14 protein-coding genes are annotated in these 17,644 nt (G+C 50.8%); 10 read left to right on the top strand and 4 right to left on the bottom strand.

Translation table 11 applies throughout. The features are described 5' to 3' along the window. The first annotated feature begins 97 nt into the window (after window positions 1-97). The gene (locus D9741_RS14535; protein WP_000382967.1) at window positions 98-1,348 is read left to right on the top strand and encodes a NupC/NupG family nucleoside CNT transporter; all 1,251 of its coding nucleotides are present in this window, start codon (window positions 98-100) and stop codon (window positions 1,346-1,348) included. Window positions 1,349-1,402: 54 nt separating this feature from the next. On the opposite strand, the gene D9741_RS14530 is transcribed toward D9741_RS14535, so the two are convergent. The 3 genes from D9741_RS14530 to D9741_RS14520 all read right to left on the bottom strand — a co-directional run bounded on the left by D9741_RS14530 (window position 1,403) and on the right by D9741_RS14520 (window position 4,474). Continuing rightward, window positions 1,403-2,491, bottom strand: a complete 1,089-nt coding sequence (locus D9741_RS14530) for a sugar kinase (protein ID WP_130217126.1) — start codon at window positions 2,489-2,491, stop codon at window positions 1,403-1,405. A gap of 2 nt (window positions 2,492-2,493) precedes the next feature. After that, window positions 2,494-3,351: a deoxyribonuclease IV gene (gene nfo / locus D9741_RS14525; RefSeq protein WP_059271203.1), complete on the bottom strand. Its 858-nt coding sequence runs from the start codon at window positions 3,349-3,351 to the stop codon at window positions 2,494-2,496. A gap of 73 nt (window positions 3,352-3,424) precedes the next feature. Next, on the bottom strand, window positions 3,425-4,474 hold the full coding sequence (locus D9741_RS14520) for a YeiH family protein (protein ID WP_000182044.1): 1,050 nt from the start codon (window positions 4,472-4,474) through the stop codon (window positions 3,425-3,427). Between the two features lie 98 nt (window positions 4,475-4,572). Here D9741_RS14520 and yieE point away from each other — a divergent pair, with 98 nt between their 5' ends. The 3 genes from yieE (at window position 4,573) to cirA (ending at window position 9,405) form a co-directional block, all read left to right on the top strand. Beyond that, on the top strand, window positions 4,573-5,454 hold the full coding sequence (gene yieE, locus D9741_RS14515; RefSeq protein WP_130207074.1) for a DNA-binding transcriptional regulator YeiE: 882 nt from the start codon (window positions 4,573-4,575) through the stop codon (window positions 5,452-5,454). A 204-nt stretch (window positions 5,455-5,658) separates the two neighbouring features. Then, on the top strand, window positions 5,659-7,128 hold the full coding sequence (gene lysP, locus D9741_RS14505) for a lysine-specific permease (RefSeq protein WP_130207072.1): 1,470 nt from the start codon (window positions 5,659-5,661) through the stop codon (window positions 7,126-7,128). 285 nt (window positions 7,129-7,413) lie between these two features. After that, window positions 7,414-9,405: a catecholate siderophore receptor CirA gene (cirA, locus tag D9741_RS14495; RefSeq protein ID WP_130217128.1), complete on the top strand. Its 1,992-nt coding sequence runs from the start codon at window positions 7,414-7,416 to the stop codon at window positions 9,403-9,405. Window positions 9,406-9,436: 31 nt separating this feature from the next. On the opposite strand, the gene yeiG is transcribed toward cirA, so the two are convergent. Further along, on the bottom strand, window positions 9,437-10,273 hold the full coding sequence (yeiG, locus tag D9741_RS14490) for an S-formylglutathione hydrolase (RefSeq protein WP_130217130.1): 837 nt from the start codon (window positions 10,271-10,273) through the stop codon (window positions 9,437-9,439). A 257-nt stretch (window positions 10,274-10,530) separates the two neighbouring features. On the opposite strand from yeiG, the gene folE reads away from it, so the two are divergent. The 6 genes from folE (at window position 10,531) to mglC (ending at window position 17,440) form a co-directional block, all read left to right on the top strand. Further along, window positions 10,531-11,199 (top strand): GTP cyclohydrolase I FolE, encoded by a 669-nt coding sequence (gene folE / locus D9741_RS14485; RefSeq protein WP_001139613.1) that lies wholly within the window; start codon window positions 10,531-10,533, stop codon window positions 11,197-11,199. A 16-nt stretch (window positions 11,200-11,215) separates the two neighbouring features. After that, the gene (gene yeiB / locus D9741_RS14480) at window positions 11,216-12,373 is read left to right on the top strand and encodes a DUF418 domain-containing protein YeiB (protein WP_130217132.1); all 1,158 of its coding nucleotides are present in this window, start codon (window positions 11,216-11,218) and stop codon (window positions 12,371-12,373) included. Between the two features lie 141 nt (window positions 12,374-12,514). After that, window positions 12,515-13,537 (top strand): HTH-type transcriptional regulator GalS, encoded by a 1,023-nt coding sequence (galS, locus tag D9741_RS14475; protein WP_130207064.1) that lies wholly within the window; start codon window positions 12,515-12,517, stop codon window positions 13,535-13,537. Between the two features lie 297 nt (window positions 13,538-13,834). Beyond that, window positions 13,835-14,833, top strand: coding sequence for a galactose/glucose ABC transporter substrate-binding protein MglB (gene mglB, locus D9741_RS14470; protein WP_001036964.1), 999 nt, complete (start codon window positions 13,835-13,837; stop codon window positions 14,831-14,833). A 60-nt stretch (window positions 14,834-14,893) separates the two neighbouring features. Next, window positions 14,894-16,414, top strand: a complete 1,521-nt coding sequence (mglA, locus tag D9741_RS14465; protein WP_130217134.1) for a galactose/methyl galactoside ABC transporter ATP-binding protein MglA — start codon at window positions 14,894-14,896, stop codon at window positions 16,412-16,414. Window positions 16,415-16,429: 15 nt separating this feature from the next. After that, complete coding sequence (mglC, locus tag D9741_RS14460) at window positions 16,430-17,440, top strand: galactose/methyl galactoside ABC transporter permease MglC (protein WP_001275110.1); 1,011 nt, start codon at window positions 16,430-16,432, stop codon at window positions 17,438-17,440. Window positions 17,441-17,644: the final 204 nt, after the last annotated feature.

Here is a 17,644-nt window from a genome sequence, read left to right as displayed (position 1 = left end):
GTTGATAACAAGCCGGGTCAGTATCGCAAAATGCAGGCCCGGCTAGTTCTGATGGGCAGAAAGCCGTCGCCCAAAATGACATGAAGAGATAATCACTATGGATGTCATGAGAAGTGTTCTGGGAATGGTGGTATTGCTGACGATTGCGTTTTTACTGTCAGTAAACAAGAAGAAGATCAGCCTGCGTACCGTTGGCGCGGCGTTAGTATTACAGGTCGTGATTGGCGGCATTATGCTTTGGTTACCGCCAGGGCGTTGGGTCGCTGAAAAAGTCGCTTTTGGCGTCCATAAAGTGATGGCGTACAGCGACGCGGGTAGCGCATTTATCTTCGGTTCTCTGGTCGGACCGAAAATGGACACCTTATTTGATGGCGCAGGATTTATCTTTGGTTTCAGGGTATTACCGGCAATTATCTTCGTCACTGCACTGGTGAGTATTCTCTACTACATCGGTGTGATGGGGATTTTAATTCGCATTCTCGGCGGTATATTCCAGAAAGCATTAAATATCAGCAAGATTGAGTCATTCGTCGCGGTCACTACCATTTTCCTCGGGCAAAACGAAATTCCGGCGATTGTGAAGCCTTTTATCGATCGTCTGAATCGCAATGAGCTGTTTACAGCTATTTGCAGCGGGATGGCCTCAATTGCTGGTTCGACAATGATTGGTTACGCTGCACTGGGCGTACCTGTGGAATATCTGCTGGCGGCATCATTAATGGCGATCCCCGGCGGGATCTTGTTTGCCCGCCTGCTAAGCCCGGCTACGGAATCTTCGCAGGTTTCCTTTAATAACCTCTCTTTCACCGAAACACCGCCAAAAAGCATTATTGAAGCGGCAGCGACCGGGGCGATGACCGGGTTGAAAATCGCTGCGGGTGTGGCAACAGTGGTGATGGCATTTGTTGCCATCATTGCGTTAATTAACGGTATTATCGGCGGCGTTGGCGGCTGGTTTGGTTTTGAACATGCCTCGCTGGAGTCCATTTTAGGTTATCTGCTGGCCCCGCTGGCGTGGGTGATGGGTGTTGACTGGAGTGATGCAAATCTTGCCGGGAGTTTGATTGGGCAGAAGCTGGCGATCAATGAATTTGTCGCTTATCTCAATTTCTCGCCATATCTGCAAACGGGTGGCACTCTGGATGCAAAAACCGTGGCGATTATTTCTTTTGCTCTGTGCGGTTTCGCTAACTTTGGTTCTATCGGGGTAGTGGTTGGGGCATTTTCTGCGGTTGCGCCACACCGTGCGCCGGAAATCGCCCAGCTTGGTTTACGGGCGCTGGCGGCGGCGACGCTTTCCAACCTGATGAGTGCGACCATTGCCGGGTTCTTTATTGGTTTAGCGTAGTGCGCGATTTATGAGCCGGATAAGACGCGTTAAGCGTCGCATCCGGCAACATTGTTACACCATTGGCACTAATGAAAGCGCGTTATCGGCAGACAGGGTAGGGTTGTTTAAGCTGCCGCTGGCGCGCGAAATTGCCGCGCAGGCCATCGCAAAACGGGCGCTATCACGGAAACTGCTTCCTTCCAGAAAGCTATACACCAGGCCCGCCATAAAACCATCGTCAGCACCAAAACTGTCTACCGTCGTATGTGCTGGCGGAGTCAGCAAAAATTGTTCACCATCCTTTTCGCTGCAATAAACTGACTCATCGGGCAAATAAACAAACAGATGCTGAACACCTTGCTGATGCAACGCATTCACTGCGGCATTACGATCAGCATCGCTGGTTATTGGCTGGCCCCATAAAATTTCCAGCTCTGGCAAAGTGGGTTTCAGAGTGTGAATATGCGCCAGCCAGTGTTTGATTTTGCCCGCTTTAAATTCTGAAACGGTATCGACAAACACCGGGATTTCATCGGCAAGGGTGAAGACCCACTCCAGCGCCTCGGCAGTCAGGTTACAATCTGCCAGCACCACGCCCGCATGATGAAGTAAATCGCGCGACCCGTTCAGTAGTTGCGGTGTCAACTGTTCCAGCAGATGGGTATCGTTAATCGCCAGCACGGTTTCATCGTCTCGATTGGCAATTGCCAGATACGTCGATGTGCTTTGGCCGTGTAAACGAACACAGCCGGAGACATTCACTCCGGCGCGGCGCGTCTCTTCCAGGAGCATTTCGCCATAAAAGTCATCGCCAATCACCGAGAGTAAATGGACGTCGCGGCCTAACAGCGCCAGATTGTGGGCGATGTTGCGCCCAACGCCGCCCGCCGAGCAATGAATCGTACCGGGATTAGAGGCCGCTTGCGGATAACGGATATCCGCCATCCCGCGAATATCCATATTGATTGTTCCCACCACCACGCAATATTCCTGCTCGGTGAGAATGTAACCTTTGCCTTTAATCCGCCCTTTGCGCATTAAATCCATAATATGCGCCGCAACGCGCGAACGGCTAATTTGCAGCATATCCGCAATTTCATTCTGCTGAATCAGCGGGTTACGCCGTAAAATTGCAAGGATCTCCTTCTCCCGGTTGTTCATTTTCAGGCTACCGCTTTTTCAGTTTGTTGCGCTTTCAGCCAGGCGATCTCTTCTGCCCAGATATCCGGGTTGATGGTTTCAAGGATCAGCGGAATGCCGTCGAAACGGTCGTCCTGCATGATCCAGCGGAACGCATCATGACCGATATTGCCTTCACCGAGGCTATGATGGCGGTCAACGCGGCTGCCAAAGGCGCTTTTCGCATCGTTAAGGTGCATCCCGCGCAGATATTTAAAGCCGACAATACGGGCAAAATCCGCGAATGTTTTCTCGCATTCGGCTGGAGTACGCAAATCATACCCGGCAGCGAAAGCATGGCAGGTATCAATGCAGACGCCGACGCGGGATTTATCTTCCACGCCGTCGATAATCGCCGCGAGATGTTCGAATTTAAACCCTAAATTGCTGCCCTGACCGGCGGTATTTTCAATCACCGCGGTCACACCTTGTGTTTTATCCAGTGCAATGTTGATGGATTCGGCAATACGCGCAAGGCAATCCTCTTCTGAAATCTGCATCAGATGGCTGCCAGGGTGGAAGTTGAGCAAAGAAAGTCCCAGTTGTTCGCAACGCTGCATTTCATCTATAAAGGCATCGCGCGATTTTTCCAGAGCTTCAGCGACCGGATGTCCGAGGTTAATCAGATAACTGTCGTGGGGAAGAATTTGCGCCGATGTGTAGTGATATTTTTCACAGGCGGCTTTGAATTCATCGATGGTTTGCGTCGTGAGCGGTGCGGCACGCCACTGACGTTGGTTTTTGGTGAACAAGGCAAACGCGGTTGCGTCGATTTCGGCGGCGCGAATTGCGGCATTTGCCAGACCGCCAGCAGCACTAACGTGCGCTCCAATGTATTTCATGCGAGGACTCCTGTTAAACCCGCTGGAGGAAAACGGTAATGATAGCGGGTTAACAGGAGCAAGATGTAGTGGTTTATGCGATGACGCTTTGAATCACATAGTTAATTGCACCACCACCAACAATCAGCCAGGCAAACAGTACCAGTGCCATCAGCAGAGGTTTCGCCCCGGCTTTTTTCAGCGCGCTGACGTGAGTGGTCAGACCCAGCGCCGCCATCGCCATTGCCAGCAGGAAGGTATCCAGCGTTACCAGCATGTTCACCACGCTCTGCGGTAACAGGTGGAACGAGTTAAAGATGGCAACTACGATGAACAAGATGGCAAACCACGGAATAGTGATTTTGCTTTTCTCGCCGCTGTTCGCCCCAGACAGCTGTTTAACACGCGCCGCCAGCAGGATGAGGAACGGAGCCAGCATCATCACGCGCAGCATTTTGGAAATAACTGCTGCGTTTTCTGCATCCGGGCTGATGGCATGACCTGCCGCCACCACCTGCGCCACTTCGTGCACAGTAGAACCAATGTAGATACCGAAAGTTTCCGGGCTAAACCATTGAGACATCAGCGGATATATCGCCGGGTAGAGGAAAATCGCGACGGTCCCGAAGATAACAACGGTTGCAACAGCCACGGTTACTTTACTGGCTTCCGCTTTCACTACCGGCTCAGTCGCCAGTACCGCTGCAGCACCACAGATACTGCTACCGGCACCGATCAACCAGCTGGTGTGCTTATCCAGACCAAACACTTTCTGCCCCAGGAAGCAAGCCAGCAGGAAGGTACTGGACAGCGTCAGCACGTCAATGATGATCCCACTGATACCGACATCGGCAATTTGCGAGAACGTCAGACGGAAGCCATAAAGAATGATACCCAGACGTAATAAATATTGCTTGGCAAACAGCACGCCACCGTCACAGCTTTTCCAGATGTGCGGATAGATGGTGTTGCCTAAAACCATCCCCAACAAGATTGCGAGGGTGAGGGCACTAAACCCGGCACCCGCAATCGCGGGAATGGAACCACCCCACAGGGCGACCCCGGTGATAACTGCACTCAGGGCTAACCCCGGAATAAAATGCCACAGTGTACGATGTTGTTTCTGTAAGGTGATATTCGTCATAACCCTCTCCTTTAACCGGGCATAAGGTTACGACTAACTGGTTTAAAAATAAAATTGATTATATATTTATAATTAATCTTTATAAGTGGTAAGCGACTATGCACATCACCCTCCGGCAGTTGGAAGTTTTTGCAGAAGTATTGAAAAGTGGATCAACCACCCAGGCGTCGGTGATGCTGGCGTTGTCGCAATCAGCAGTGAGCGCAGCCTTGACCGACCTGGAAGGGCAGCTTGGCGTGCAACTGTTTGATCGCGTGGGGAAAAGACTGGTTGTTAATGAACACGGGCGGCTGCTCTATCCGCGTGCGTTGGCACTGCTTGAACAGGCGATTGAAATCGAACAACTGTTTCGCGAAGACAACGGCGCGATTCGTGTCTATGCCAGTAGTACCATCGGTAACTACATTCTGCCTGCAGTCATCGCCCGGTATCGCCATGATTATCCGCAGTTGCCGATTGAACTGAGCGTTGGGAACAGCCAGGACGTGATGCAAGCGGTGCTGGATTTCCGCGTTGATATTGGCTTTATTGAAGGACCGTGCCACAGCACTGAAATCATTTCTGAACCGTGGCTGGAAGACGAGCTGGTGGTTTTCGCCGCGCCGACTTCGCCGTTGGCCCGTGGTCCGGTCACTTTAGAACAGCTGGCCGCTGCGCCGTGGATCCTGCGTGAACGCGGTTCCGGCACGCGGGAGATTGTCGATTATCTGTTACTGTCGCATTTACCGAAGTTTGAGATGGCGATGGAATTAGGTAACTCCGAGGCAATCAAACATGCGGTGCGTCATGGGTTGGGAATTAGTTGCCTGTCGCGAAGGGTCATTGAAGATCAATTGCAGGCTGGCACATTAAGTGAAGTTGCTGTCCCTCTGCCGCGCCTGATGCGTACGTTGTGGCGTATACATCATCGGCAGAAACACCTTTCCAACGCGTTACGGCGCTTTCTGGAGTACTGTGATTCCTCCACTTTGCCGCGTTAATCCGTTGTACAGAAACCTACGGGGGCTGTGTCGATTTTGTGACGCAGCACCACCGGTATACATTCGCCAGAAAAGAGATTGGTTGCTTTACTTATAATCCCTGGGCGATCATGAAGGTGTCTTATAAAAGCGTATTTCTACCGGAAGGATTGCAAATCGTCTGCTACAATCGCGCCTCATTTTTAAGATGGATAGCATTTTCGTATGGTTTCCGAAACTAAAACCACAGAAGCGCCGGGCTTACGCCGTGAATTAAAGGCGCGTCACCTGACGATGATTGCCATTGGCGGTTCCATCGGTACGGGTCTTTTTGTTGCCTCTGGCGCAACGATCTCTCAGGCAGGTCCAGGTGGGGCGCTGCTCTCGTATATTCTGATCGGCCTGATGGTTTACTTCCTGATGACCAGTCTTGGTGAACTGGCGGCATATATGCCGGTTTCTGGTTCCTTTGCCACTTACGGTCAGAACTATGTTGAAGAAGGCTTTGGCTTCGCGCTGGGCTGGAACTATTGGTACAACTGGGCGGTTACTATCGCCGTTGACCTGGTGGCCGCTCAGTTGGTCATGAGCTGGTGGTTCCCCGACACCCCGGGTTGGATCTGGAGTGCGCTGTTCCTCGGCGTTATCTTCCTCCTGAACTACATTTCAGTTCGTGGCTTTGGCGAGGCGGAATACTGGTTCTCACTGATCAAAGTCACCACGGTCATTGTCTTTATCATCGTCGGCGTGATGATGATTATCGGCATCTTCAAAGGCGCACAGCCTGCGGGCTGGAGCAACTGGACGATTGGCGAAGCACCATTTGCTGGTGGTTTTGCGGCGATGATCGGTGTGGCAATGATTGTCGGCTTCTCTTTCCAGGGAACCGAGCTGATCGGTATTGCTGCAGGCGAGTCTGAAGAACCGGCGAAAAACATTCCACGCGCGGTACGTCAGGTGTTCTGGCGAATCCTGCTGTTCTATGTGTTCGCAATCCTGATCATCAGCCTGATCATTCCATACACCGATCCGAGCCTGCTGCGTAACGATGTTAAAGACATCAGCGTCAGCCCGTTCACCCTGGTGTTCCAGCATGCGGGTCTGCTCTCTGCGGCGGCGGTGATGAACGCGGTTATTCTGACGGCGGTGCTGTCAGCGGGTAACTCCGGTATGTATGCGTCTACTCGTATGCTGTACACCCTGGCGTGTGACGGTAAAGCGCCGCGCATTTTCGCTAAATTGTCGCGTGGCGGCGTACCGCGTAACGCGCTGTATGCGACCACGGTAATTGCGGGTCTGTGCTTCCTGACCTCCATGTTTGGTAACCAGACGGTATACCTGTGGCTGCTGAACACCTCCGGTATGACAGGCTTTATCGCCTGGCTGGGAATTGCGATCAGCCATTATCGTTTCCGTCGCGGTTATGTGCTGCAGGGGCATGATATTAACGATCTGCCGTACCGTTCAGGCTTCTTCCCGCTGGGACCGATCTTCGCTTTTGTGCTGTGCCTGATTATCACTCTGGGCCAGAACTACGAAGCGTTCCTGAAAGACACTATCGACTGGGGTGGCGTAGCGGCAACCTATATTGGCATCCCGCTGTTCCTTATGATCTGGTTTGGCTATAAGTTGATTAAAGGAACCCACTTCGTACGCTACAGTGAAATGAAGTTCCCGCAGAACGATAAGAAATAAGTTTTACCCCTTCCTTAATAAAGCCCTCTCAACCGAGAGGGCTTTTTCTTTTCATTAGTATTCATACGGATATAAAATTTAACATTTGGATTGATAATTGTTATCGTTTGCATTATCGTTACGCCGAAATCAAAAAAGGCTGACAAATCAGAGGCTGTTCAGGCTTTTGGGATGATCACCTGCATACAAAAAAGTCTACCGCGATGCTGCCGTACGCAAGGGGACATGAAGAAGATGTGAGCGATAACCCATTTTATTTTCGTAGTTACCTCATGGAGATATGGAATGTTTAGGTTGAACCCTTTCGTACGGGTCGGGCTGTGTTTGTCCGCAGTTTCATGTGCATGGCCTGTGTTAGCGGTTGATGATGATGGCGAAACGATGGTAGTCACGGCATCTTCCGTTGAACAAAACCTCAAAGATGCGCCCGCCAGTATCAGTGTCATTACCCAGCAAGATTTGCAACGTAAACCAGTGCAAAATTTGAAGGATGTCCTCAAAGAAGTGCCGGGCGTACAACTGACTAACGAAGGGGACAACCGTAAGGGCGTCAGTATTCGTGGTCTGGATAGCAGCTACACCCTGATTCTTGTCGATGGTAAACGTGTTAACTCGCGCAATGCCGTCTTCCGCCATAATGACTTTGACCTGAACTGGATCCCGGTCGATTCCATCGAACGTATCGAAGTGGTACGTGGCCCGATGTCTTCACTGTATGGTTCCGATGCGCTCGGCGGCGTGGTGAACATCATCACCAAAAAAATCGGCCAGAAATGGTCAGGCACTGTAACGGTAGATACCACCATTCAGGAACATCGCGATCGCGGTGACACCTACAACGGCCAGTTCTTCACGAGTGGACCGCTGATTGACCGCGTGCTGGGAATGAAAGCTTACGGTAGCCTGGCAAAACGTGAAAAGGATGACCCGCAGAGTTCCTCTACTACCGACACGGGAGAAACGCCGCGTATTGAAGGCTTCTCCAGCCGCGACGGCAATGTCGAATTTGCCTGGACACCGAATCAAAATCACGATTTTACCGCTGGTTACGGTTTTGACCGCCAGGATCGTGATTCCGACTCGCTGGACAAAAACCGCCTCGAACGCCAGAACTACTCCGTAAGCCATAATGGGCGCTGGGATTACGGCACCAGCGAACTGAAATATTATGGTGAGAAAGTCGAGAACAAAAACCCAGGCAACAGTAGCCCGATTACTTCCGAAAGTAACACGGTCGATGGTAAATACACGCTGCCGCTAACGGCTATCAATCAGTTTGTCACGGTGGGTGGTGAATGGCGCCACGACAAACTTAGCGATGCGGTGAACCTGACCGGTGGCACCAGCACTAAAACGTCCGCCAGTCAGTACGCGCTGTTTGTGGAAGATGAATGGCGGATCTTCGAGCCGCTGGCGCTGACGACCGGCGTGCGTATGGACGATCACGAAACCTACGGCGAACACTGGAGTCCGCGTGCCTATCTGGTCTATAACGCCACCGATACCGTAACAGTAAAAGGCGGCTGGGCGACGGCTTTTAAAGCACCTTCGTTATTACAACTTAGCCCCGACTGGACGACCAACTCCTGCCGTGGCGCATGCAAGATTGTGGGGAGCCCGGATCTGAAACCAGAAACCAGCGAAAGTTGGGAACTGGGGCTTTACTACATGGGCGAAGAAGGCTGGCTGGAAGGGGTTGAATCCAGCGTTACCGTTTTCCGTAACGATGTGAAAGATCGTATTAGCATCAGCCGTACATCTGACGTCAATGCTGCGCCGGGTTACCAAAACTTTGTTGGTTTTGAAACGGGGGCAAACGGTCGACGTATACCGGTGTTCAGTTACTACAACGTCAATAAAGCACGTATCCAGGGCGTGGAAACCGAACTGAAAATTCCGTTCAACGATGAATGGAAGCTGTCACTCAACTACACCTACAACGATGGACGCGATGTTAGCAACGGTGAAAACAAACCGCTATCCGATCTGCCGTTCCATACCGCTAACGGTACGCTGGACTGGAAACCGCTGGCGCTGGAAGACTGGTCGTTTTATGTTTCTGGTCACTACACTGGTCAGAAACGAGCCGACAGCGATACCGCTAAAACGCCAGGTGGCTATGTGATCTGGAATACCGGCGCGGCCTGGCAGGTGACCAAAGACGTCAAACTGCGCGCAGGCGTGCTGAACCTGGGCGACAAAGATCTGAGTCGTGATGACTACAGCTATAACGAAGACGGACGTCGTTACTTTATGGCAGTGGATTATCGCTTCTGATGAGGAGATGCCCGGCGAACCGGGCGAACTTTCACTTCAGTAAATACTGCGCATGGAAGCGCAGATGATCCTCTATAAAAGAAGCAATGAAGTAGTAACTGTGATCATAACCAGGTTGAATACGTAGCGTCATCGGCCACGCTTTCTGGCGCGCGGCTTCTGCCAGTACTGCAGGTTGCAGTTGGTCAGCAAGAAACTGATCATTATCACCCTGATCAATAAGCGTCGGGATCGCATCCTGCGTGTTACTGGCATACATCAGCGCGCAACTGTCCCATTCCAGCCATGCATTTTTGTCCTCACCTAAATAGGTGCTAAACGCTTTGATTCCCCACGGGACGCAGCACGGATTCACAATCGGCGCAAAGGCCGAAACGCTGGTGTATTTGCCAGGATTTTTCAGCGCCATAATCAATGCGCCATGACCCCCCATCGAATGGCCACTAATAGCACAGCGATCGCTGACGTTAAATTGCGATTGAATCAGCGTCGGTAATTCATCGCGCAGATAATCATACATCCTGTAATGCGTCGCCCACGGCGCTTGCGTGGCATTAAGATAAAACCCCGCACCCTGGCCTAAATCGTAGCCATCATCGTTAGCAATCAGTTCGCCGCGCGGGCTGGTGTCTGGCATCACCAGCACAATCCCCAGTTCTGCCGCTACGCGCTGAGCGCCTGCTTTGGTGGTGAAGTTCTCGTCATTGCAGGTTAAACCTGAAAGCCAGTACAGCACAGGCGGAGGGGCGTTGTCGCGGGGCGGTGGGAGAAAGATGCTGAACGTCATCGGGCAATTTAAGGTACTGGAGTCGTGCCGCCAGCGTTGCTGCCAGCCTTCAAAACAGCGGTGCTCTTCGAGCATTTCCATGCGTGGCTCCTTGTTGTGTTGTTTGCATTTTAGTCATCATACCGTTTATTCAATGCGCTGTGAGTAACTTTCACTTCCGCATATGCATAACGATGTTTTAACATCTAACGCTGAAAGGCAGCGGCAATTACAATAATTATCGCTGTGAATACTGGATTATGTGCGCCACCTCACGCACAATAATCGGGCTGCTAATCAGCTTAATAACTTTGCCCCCACGCAGGGCGGAGGCGTCACACCTGCAGGAGAAAACATAAATGCCATCACTCAGTAAAGAAGCGGCCCTGGTTCATGAAGCGTTAGTTGCGCGAGGACTGGAAACACCGCTGCGCCCGCCCGTGCATGAAATGGATAACGAAACGCGCAAAAGCCTTATCGCCGGTCATATGACTGAAATCATGCAACTATTGAATCTCGACCTCGCTGATGACAGTTTGATGGAAACGCCGCATCGCATCGCTAAAATGTATGTCGATGAAATTTTCTCCGGTCTGGATTACGCCAATTTCCCGAAAATCACCCTCATTGAAAACAAAATGAAGGTCGATGAAATGGTCACCGTGCGTGATATCACCCTGACCAGCACCTGCGAGCACCATTTTGTCACTATCGATGGCAAAGCGACGGTAGCCTATATCCCGAAAGATTCGGTGATCGGCCTGTCGAAAATTAACCGCATCGTGCAGTTCTTTGCCCAGCGCCCTCAGGTGCAGGAACGTCTGACTCAGCAAATCCTCATTGCGCTGCAAACGCTGCTGGGGACCAATAACGTGGCTGTCTCCATCGACGCGGTGCATTACTGCGTGAAAGCGCGTGGCATCCGCGATGCAACCAGCGCCACGACAACGACCTCCCTCGGTGGTTTGTTCAAATCCAGTCAGAATACGCGCCACGAGTTTCTGCGCGCTGTGCGTCATCATAACTGATTAAAAGGCAGGAACCATGGAGCGCAACGTCACGCTCGATTTTGTTCGCGGCGTCGCCATTCTGGGGATCCTGCTATTAAACATCAGCGCCTTTGGTTTACCAAAGGCGGCTTATCTCAATCCCGCCTGGTATGGCACTATTACCCCGTCCGACGCCTGGACCTGGGCGTTTTTGGATCTCATCGGCCAGGTAAAATTCCTCACGCTTTTTGCGCTGCTGTTTGGCGCGGGCCTGCAAATGTTGCTGCCGCGTGGCAGACGCTGGATCCAGTCGCGGTTAACACTGTTAGTCTTGCTGGGATTTATTCACGGTTTATTGTTCTGGGATGGCGATATCCTGCTGGCTTACGGGCTGGTGGGCTTAATCAGTTGGCGACTGGTGCGCGATGCGCCATCGGTAAAAAGTTTATTTAATACTGGCGTGATGCTGTATCTGGTGGGGATTGGCGTTTTGCTGTTGCTGGGGTTGATTTCTGACAGCCAGACCAGCCGCGCCTGGACGCCAGATGCATCGGCCATTTTGTATGAAAAATACTGGAAACTTCATGGCGGCGTTGAAGCGATCAGTAACCGCGCCGATGGCGTAGGCAACAGTTTACTGGCACTGGGCGCGCAGTATGGCTGGCAACTGGCGGGGATGATGTTAATTGGCGCGGCGCTGATGCGCAGCGGCTGGCTGAAAGGGCAGTTCAGCTTACGTCACTATCGTCGTACCGGTTTTGTGCTGGTGGCAATTGGTGTGCTGATTAACCTTCCTGCTATCGCACTGCAATGGCGGCTGGACTGGGCGTATCGCTGGTGTGCCTTCTTACTTCAAATGCCGCGTGAACTTAGCGCGCCGTTTCAGGCAATTGGCTATGCGTCGCTGTTTTATGGCTTTTGGCCGCAATTAAGCCGCTTTAAGCTGGTGCTGGCAATCGCCTGCGTCGGACGGATGGCGCTAACCAATTATCTACTGCAAACGCTGATTTGTACCACGCTGTTTTACCACCTCGGTTTGTTTATGCAGTTTGACCGCCTGGAGTTGCTGGCGTTTGTCGTTCCGGTATGGCTGGCGAACCTGCTTTTCTCTGTTATCTGGCTGCGTTACTTCCGTCAGGGGCCGGTGGAATGGCTCTGGCGTCAGTTAACCTTGCGCGCTGCCGGACCTGCATTATCTAAAACATCCAGATAACGATCTGGATCACATTCATTAACAAAATGGCTGTAACCGTTTCCATTGCTGTGACTCGATTCACGAAGTCCTGTATTCAGTGCTGACAAAATAGCCGCCAGCAAGCAGTAACCTACTGCATTCTCATAACAGGTAGTGAATATGATCACCATTCGTGATGTAGCGCGTCAGGCTGGCGTCTCTGTGGCAACGGTTTCCCGGGTGCTCAATAACAGCACGCTGGTCAGTGCCGACACGCGTGAGGCAGTTATGAAAGCGGTGAGTGAGTTGGATTATCGGCCAAATGCCAATGCACAGGCGCTGGCAACTCAGGTGAGCGATACCATCGGTGTGGTGGTCATGGATGTTTCAGATGCATTTTTCGGCGCATTGGTTAAAGCCGTCGATCTCGTTGCCCAGCAACATCAGAAATATGTGTTGATTGGCAATAGCTATCATGAAGCGGAAAAAGAGCGTCACGCCATTGAGGTGTTAATTCGCCAGCGTTGTAACGCGTTGATCGTTCATTCAAAAGCGTTAAGTGACGACGAGCTGGCGCAATTTATGGACAACATTCCCGGCATGGTGCTCATCAATCGGGTTGTGCCAGGCTATGCCCATCGCTGTGTTTGTCTGGATAATATCAGCGGTGCCAGAATGGCGACGCGCATGTTGCTGAATAACGGTCATCAACGTATCGGCTATCTCTCTTCCAGCCACAGCATTGAAGATGACGCAATGCGTAAAGCGGGCTGGATAAGCGCGTTGAAAGAGCAGGATATTGTTCCGCCGGAAAGCTGGATTGGCACGGGTACGCCAGATATGCCAGGCGGCGAGGCGGCGATGGTTGAACTACTCGGGCGCAATCTACAACTTACCGCTGTATTTGCCTATAACGACAATATGGCCGCTGGCGCTCTGACGGCATTAAAAGATAATGGCATTGCGATTCCGTTACATCTCTCAATCATTGGTTTCGATGATATCCCCATTGCTCGTTACACCGACCCGCAATTAACGACTGTGCGTTACCCCATTGCTTCGATGGCAAAATTAGCCACGGAACTGGCCTTGCAGGGGGCAGCAGGCAACATTGATCCGCGTGCCAGCCACTGTTTTATGCCGACGTTAGTGCGCCGCCATTCTGTCGCAATACGCCAGAATGCGGCGGCGATCACTAACTGAGCAAATCAGGGGATGTAACCGCTTTCAATTTGTGAGTGATTTCACAGTATGTTAACAATGTGGTAGCTATGATTGCACCGTTTTAACGTTGTAACTTGTATGTAACAGCGAATAATCGCTTTTATCGAGGTTATGGCGTCATAACAACAATTAGAGCCGTTTTATGGAGCGTTACCGGGCATGGACGAACGGATTTTTAAAAATGAGCTTCGGCGTTCAGTAACACTTCATTAACCATACTGGCCCGCCGAGCATTTATCTCAAGCACTACCCTGCATAAGAAAAACCGGAGATACCATGAATAAGAAGGTGTTAACCCTGTCTGCTGTGATGGCCAGCATGTTATTCGGCGCCGCTGCACACGCTGCTGATACCCGTATTGGTGTGACGATTTATAAATATGACGATAACTTTATGTCTGTTGTGCGTAAGGCTATCGAACAGGATGCGAAAGCAGCACCAGACGTCCAGTTGCTGATGAATGATTCACAGAATGACCAGTCCAAGCAGAACGATCAGATTGACGTGCTGTTGGCGAAAGGGGTGAAGGCGCTGGCAATCAACCTGGTTGACCCGGCAGCTGCGGGTACGGTGATTGAGAAAGCGCGCGGGCAAAACGTGCCGGTGGTTTTCTTCAACAAAGAACCTTCCCGTAAGGCACTGGATAGCTACGACAAAGCCTACTACGTTGGTACTGACTCCAAAGAGTCCGGCATTATCCAGGGCGATCTGATTGCTAAACACTGGGCGGCGAATCAGGGTTGGGATCTGAACAAAGACGGTCAGATTCAATTCGTACTGCTGAAAGGCGAGCCGGGCCATCCGGATGCAGAAGCACGCACCACTTACGTGATTAAAGAGCTGAACGATAAAGGCATCAAAACTGAACAGTTACAGTTAGATACCGCTATGTGGGACACTGCTCAGGCGAAAGATAAGATGGACGCCTGGCTGTCTGGCCCGAACGCCAACAAAATCGAAGTGGTTATTGCTAACAACGATGCGATGGCAATGGGGGCGGTTGAAGCGCTGAAAGCACACAACAAGTCCAGCATTCCGGTGTTTGGCGTCGATGCGCTGCCAGAAGCTCTGGCGCTGGTGAAATCCGGTGCGCTGGCGGGGACCGTACTGAATGATGCCAACAACCAGGCGAAAGCGACTTTTGATCTGGCGAAAAACCTGGCCGATGGCAAGGGCGCTGCTGACGGCACCAACTGGAAAATCGACAACAAAGTGGTTCGCGTACCTTATGTTGGCGTAGACAAAGATAACCTGGCTGAATTCAGCAAGAAATAAGACTGAACGGGCGCAATAGTTTATTGCGCCCTTATTGTATGACCAACAAGGTAAAATTATATGGTCAGCTCAACGACTCCGTCATCAGATGAATACTTGTTGGAAATGAGCGGTATCAACAAGTCTTTTCCTGGTGTTAAGGCACTTGATAACGTTAATTTAAAAGTCCGACCACACTCTATCCATGCGTTAATGGGGGAAAACGGTGCGGGAAAATCAACATTATTAAAATGCCTGTTTGGTATTTATCAAAAAGATTCCGGCACCATTTTATTCCAGGGTAAAGAGATCGATTTTCATTCTGCCAAAGAAGCACTGGAAAATGGTATTTCGATGGTACACCAGGAGTTAAACCTGGTATTACAACGTTCGGTGATGGACAACATGTGGCTGGGGCGATATCCCACCAAAGGCATGTTTGTTGATCAGGACAAAATGTACCGCGAAACTAAAGCGATTTTTGATGAACTGGATATTGATATCGATCCGCGTGCGCGCGTCGGCACATTATCCGTTTCGCAAATGCAGATGATCGAAATTGCTAAAGCGTTTTCCTATAACGCGAAAATTGTGATTATGGATGAACCGACTTCTTCGTTAACCGAAAAAGAGGTCAATCATCTGTTTACTATTATTCGTAAATTAAAAGAACGCGGCTGCGGTATTGTCTATATCTCGCATAAAATGGAAGAGATTTTCCAGTTATGTGATGAAGTCACCGTATTGCGCGACGGTCAGTGGATCGCTACCGAACCGCTGGAAGGGCTGACGATGGACAAGATCATCGCCATGATGGTTGGTCGTTCTCTTAACCAGCGTTTCCCGGATAAAGAAAACAAGCCGGGCGAAGTGATCCTCGAAGTGCGTAACCTGACGTCACTACGCCAGCCATCGATTCGCGATGTCTCGTTTGACTTGCATAAAGGGGAGATCCTCGGTATTGCCGGGCTGGTGGGGGCGAAACGTACCGATATTGTTGAGACGTTATTTGGCATTCGCGAGAAATCTGCTGGCACCATTACGTTGCACGGCAAAAAGATCAATAACCATAATGCCAACGAAGCCATAAACCACGGATTCGCGTTGGTAACTGAAGAACGCCGTTCAACGGGAATTTATGCCTATCTGGATATTGGCTTTAACTCATTAATTTCCAATATTCGCAACTACAAAAATAAAGTTGGCTTGTTGGATAACTCGCGGATGAAAAGCGATACCCAGTGGGTGATTGATTCGATGCGGGTAAAAACGCCAGGGCATCGGACGCAAATTGGTTCGCTCTCAGGTGGTAATCAGCAAAAGGTGATTATTGGTCGCTGGCTGCTAACGCAACCAGAAATATTAATGCTCGACGAACCGACGCGCGGTATTGATGTCGGAGCGAAGTTTGAAATTTATCAGTTAATTGCCGAACTGGCGAAGAAAGGCAAGGGGATTATTATTATCTCATCTGAAATGCCAGAGTTGTTAGGGATAACAGACCGTATTCTGGTTATGAGCAATGGTCTCGTTTCCGGAATTGTCGATACAAAAACAACAACGCAAAACGAAATTCTGCGTCTTGCGTCTTTGCACCTTTAAGATTAGGGGCTTCCCATGAGTGCGTTAAATAAGAAAAGTTTTCTTACTTACCTGAAAGAGGGCGGTATTTACGTCGTTCTTTTAGTTTTGCTGGCGATTATTATTTTCCAGGACCCAACGTTTTTAAGTTTGTTGAACTTAAGTAATATTCTCACCCAGTCATCGGTGCGTATTATTATCGCGCTCGGCGTGGCAGGGTTAATTGTCACCCAGGGGACTGACCTTTCTGCTGGTCGTCAGGTAGGGCTGGCGGCAGTGGTAGCAGCGACGTTATTGCAGTCGATGGATAACGCCAACAAAGTGTTCCCGGAAATGGCGACGATGCCGATTGCGCTGGTTATTCTGATTGTCTGTGCTATTGGCGCGGTTATCGGTTTGATCAACGGACTGATTATCGCCTATCTCAACGTAACGCCGTTCATAACCACTCTCGGCACGATGATCATCGTTTATGGCATTAACTCGCTCTATTACGACTTTGTTGGAGCGTCGCCTATTTCAGGTTTCGACAGTGGTTTTTCCACTTTTGCCCAGGGATTTATTGCGCTGGGGAGTTTCCGTCTCTCTTACATCACCTTCTACGCCCTGATTGCGGTGGCATTCGTCTGGGTGCTGTGGAACAAAACCCGTTTTGGTAAGAACATTTTTGCCATTGGCGGTAACCCGGAAGCGGCGAAAGTTTCTGGTGTCAACGTCGGCCTGAACCTGCTGATGATCTACGCGTTGTCTGGCGTGTTCTATGCCTTCGGCGGGATGTTAGAAGCCGGACGTATCGGCTCTGCCACCAACAACCTCGGCTTCATGTATGAGCTGGATGCTATCGCGGCGTGCGTGGTGGGCGGCGTATCGTTCAGCGGCGGTGTGGGGACGGTGATTGGCGTGGTTACCGGGGTAATTATCTTTACGGTCATTAACTACGGCCTGACGTACATCGGCGTAAACCCGTACTGGCAGTACATCATCAAAGGGGCGATTATTATCTTCGCCGTGGCGCTGGATTCACTGAAATACGCACGTAAGAAGTGATGTGATTGTGGGTATTGCCGGATGCAACGCTGGCGCGTTTTATCCGGCCTACAATGAGCACAACATACTGATTTATATGGTTTTGTAGGCCGGATAAGGCGTTCACGCCGCATCCGGCGACAGGAGCCAAATGCCGGATGAAATGCTGGCGCATTTTATCTGGCCTACAATGAGCACAACATACTGATCTATATGGTTTTGTAG

It is taken from the genome of Escherichia sp. E14V7, assembly GCF_004212225.1.
GTDB lineage: Bacteria > Pseudomonadota > Gammaproteobacteria > Enterobacterales > Enterobacteriaceae > Escherichia.
The sequence above is the reverse complement of the archived record's forward strand: the minus strand, read 5'-3'. Positions and strand labels throughout refer to the sequence as shown.

Bases quoted from the DNA above. Each gene is read 5' to 3' on its own strand.
- cirA (WP_130217128.1), top strand. From the start codon at position 7,414: ATGTTTAGGTTGAACCCTTTCGTACGGGTCGGGCTGTGTTTGTCCGCA.
- mglC (WP_001275110.1), top strand. From the start codon at position 16,430: ATGAGTGCGTTAAATAAGAAAAGTTTTCTTACTTACCTGAAAGAGGGC.
- lysP (WP_130207072.1), top strand. From the start codon at position 5,659: ATGGTTTCCGAAACTAAAACCACAGAAGCGCCGGGCTTACGCCGTGAA.
- mglB (WP_001036964.1), top strand. From the start codon at position 13,835: ATGAATAAGAAGGTGTTAACCCTGTCTGCTGTGATGGCCAGCATGTTA.
- nfo (WP_059271203.1), bottom strand. From the start codon at position 3,351: ATGAAATACATTGGAGCGCACGTTAGTGCTGCTGGCGGTCTGGCAAAT.
- mglA (WP_130217134.1), top strand. From the start codon at position 14,894: ATGGTCAGCTCAACGACTCCGTCATCAGATGAATACTTGTTGGAAATG.
- folE (WP_001139613.1), top strand. From the start codon at position 10,531: ATGCCATCACTCAGTAAAGAAGCGGCCCTGGTTCATGAAGCGTTAGTT.
- D9741_RS14520 (WP_000182044.1), bottom strand. From the start codon at position 4,474: ATGACGAATATCACCTTACAGAAACAACATCGTACACTGTGGCATTTT.
- D9741_RS14530 (WP_130217126.1), bottom strand. From the start codon at position 2,491: ATGAACAACCGGGAGAAGGAGATCCTTGCAATTTTACGGCGTAACCCG.
- D9741_RS14535 (WP_000382967.1), top strand. From the start codon at position 98: ATGGATGTCATGAGAAGTGTTCTGGGAATGGTGGTATTGCTGACGATT.
- galS (WP_130207064.1), top strand. From the start codon at position 12,515: ATGATCACCATTCGTGATGTAGCGCGTCAGGCTGGCGTCTCTGTGGCA.
- yieE (WP_130207074.1), top strand. From the start codon at position 4,573: ATGCACATCACCCTCCGGCAGTTGGAAGTTTTTGCAGAAGTATTGAAA.
- yeiB (WP_130217132.1), top strand. From the start codon at position 11,216: ATGGAGCGCAACGTCACGCTCGATTTTGTTCGCGGCGTCGCCATTCTG.
- yeiG (WP_130217130.1), bottom strand. From the start codon at position 10,273: ATGGAAATGCTCGAAGAGCACCGCTGTTTTGAAGGCTGGCAGCAACGC.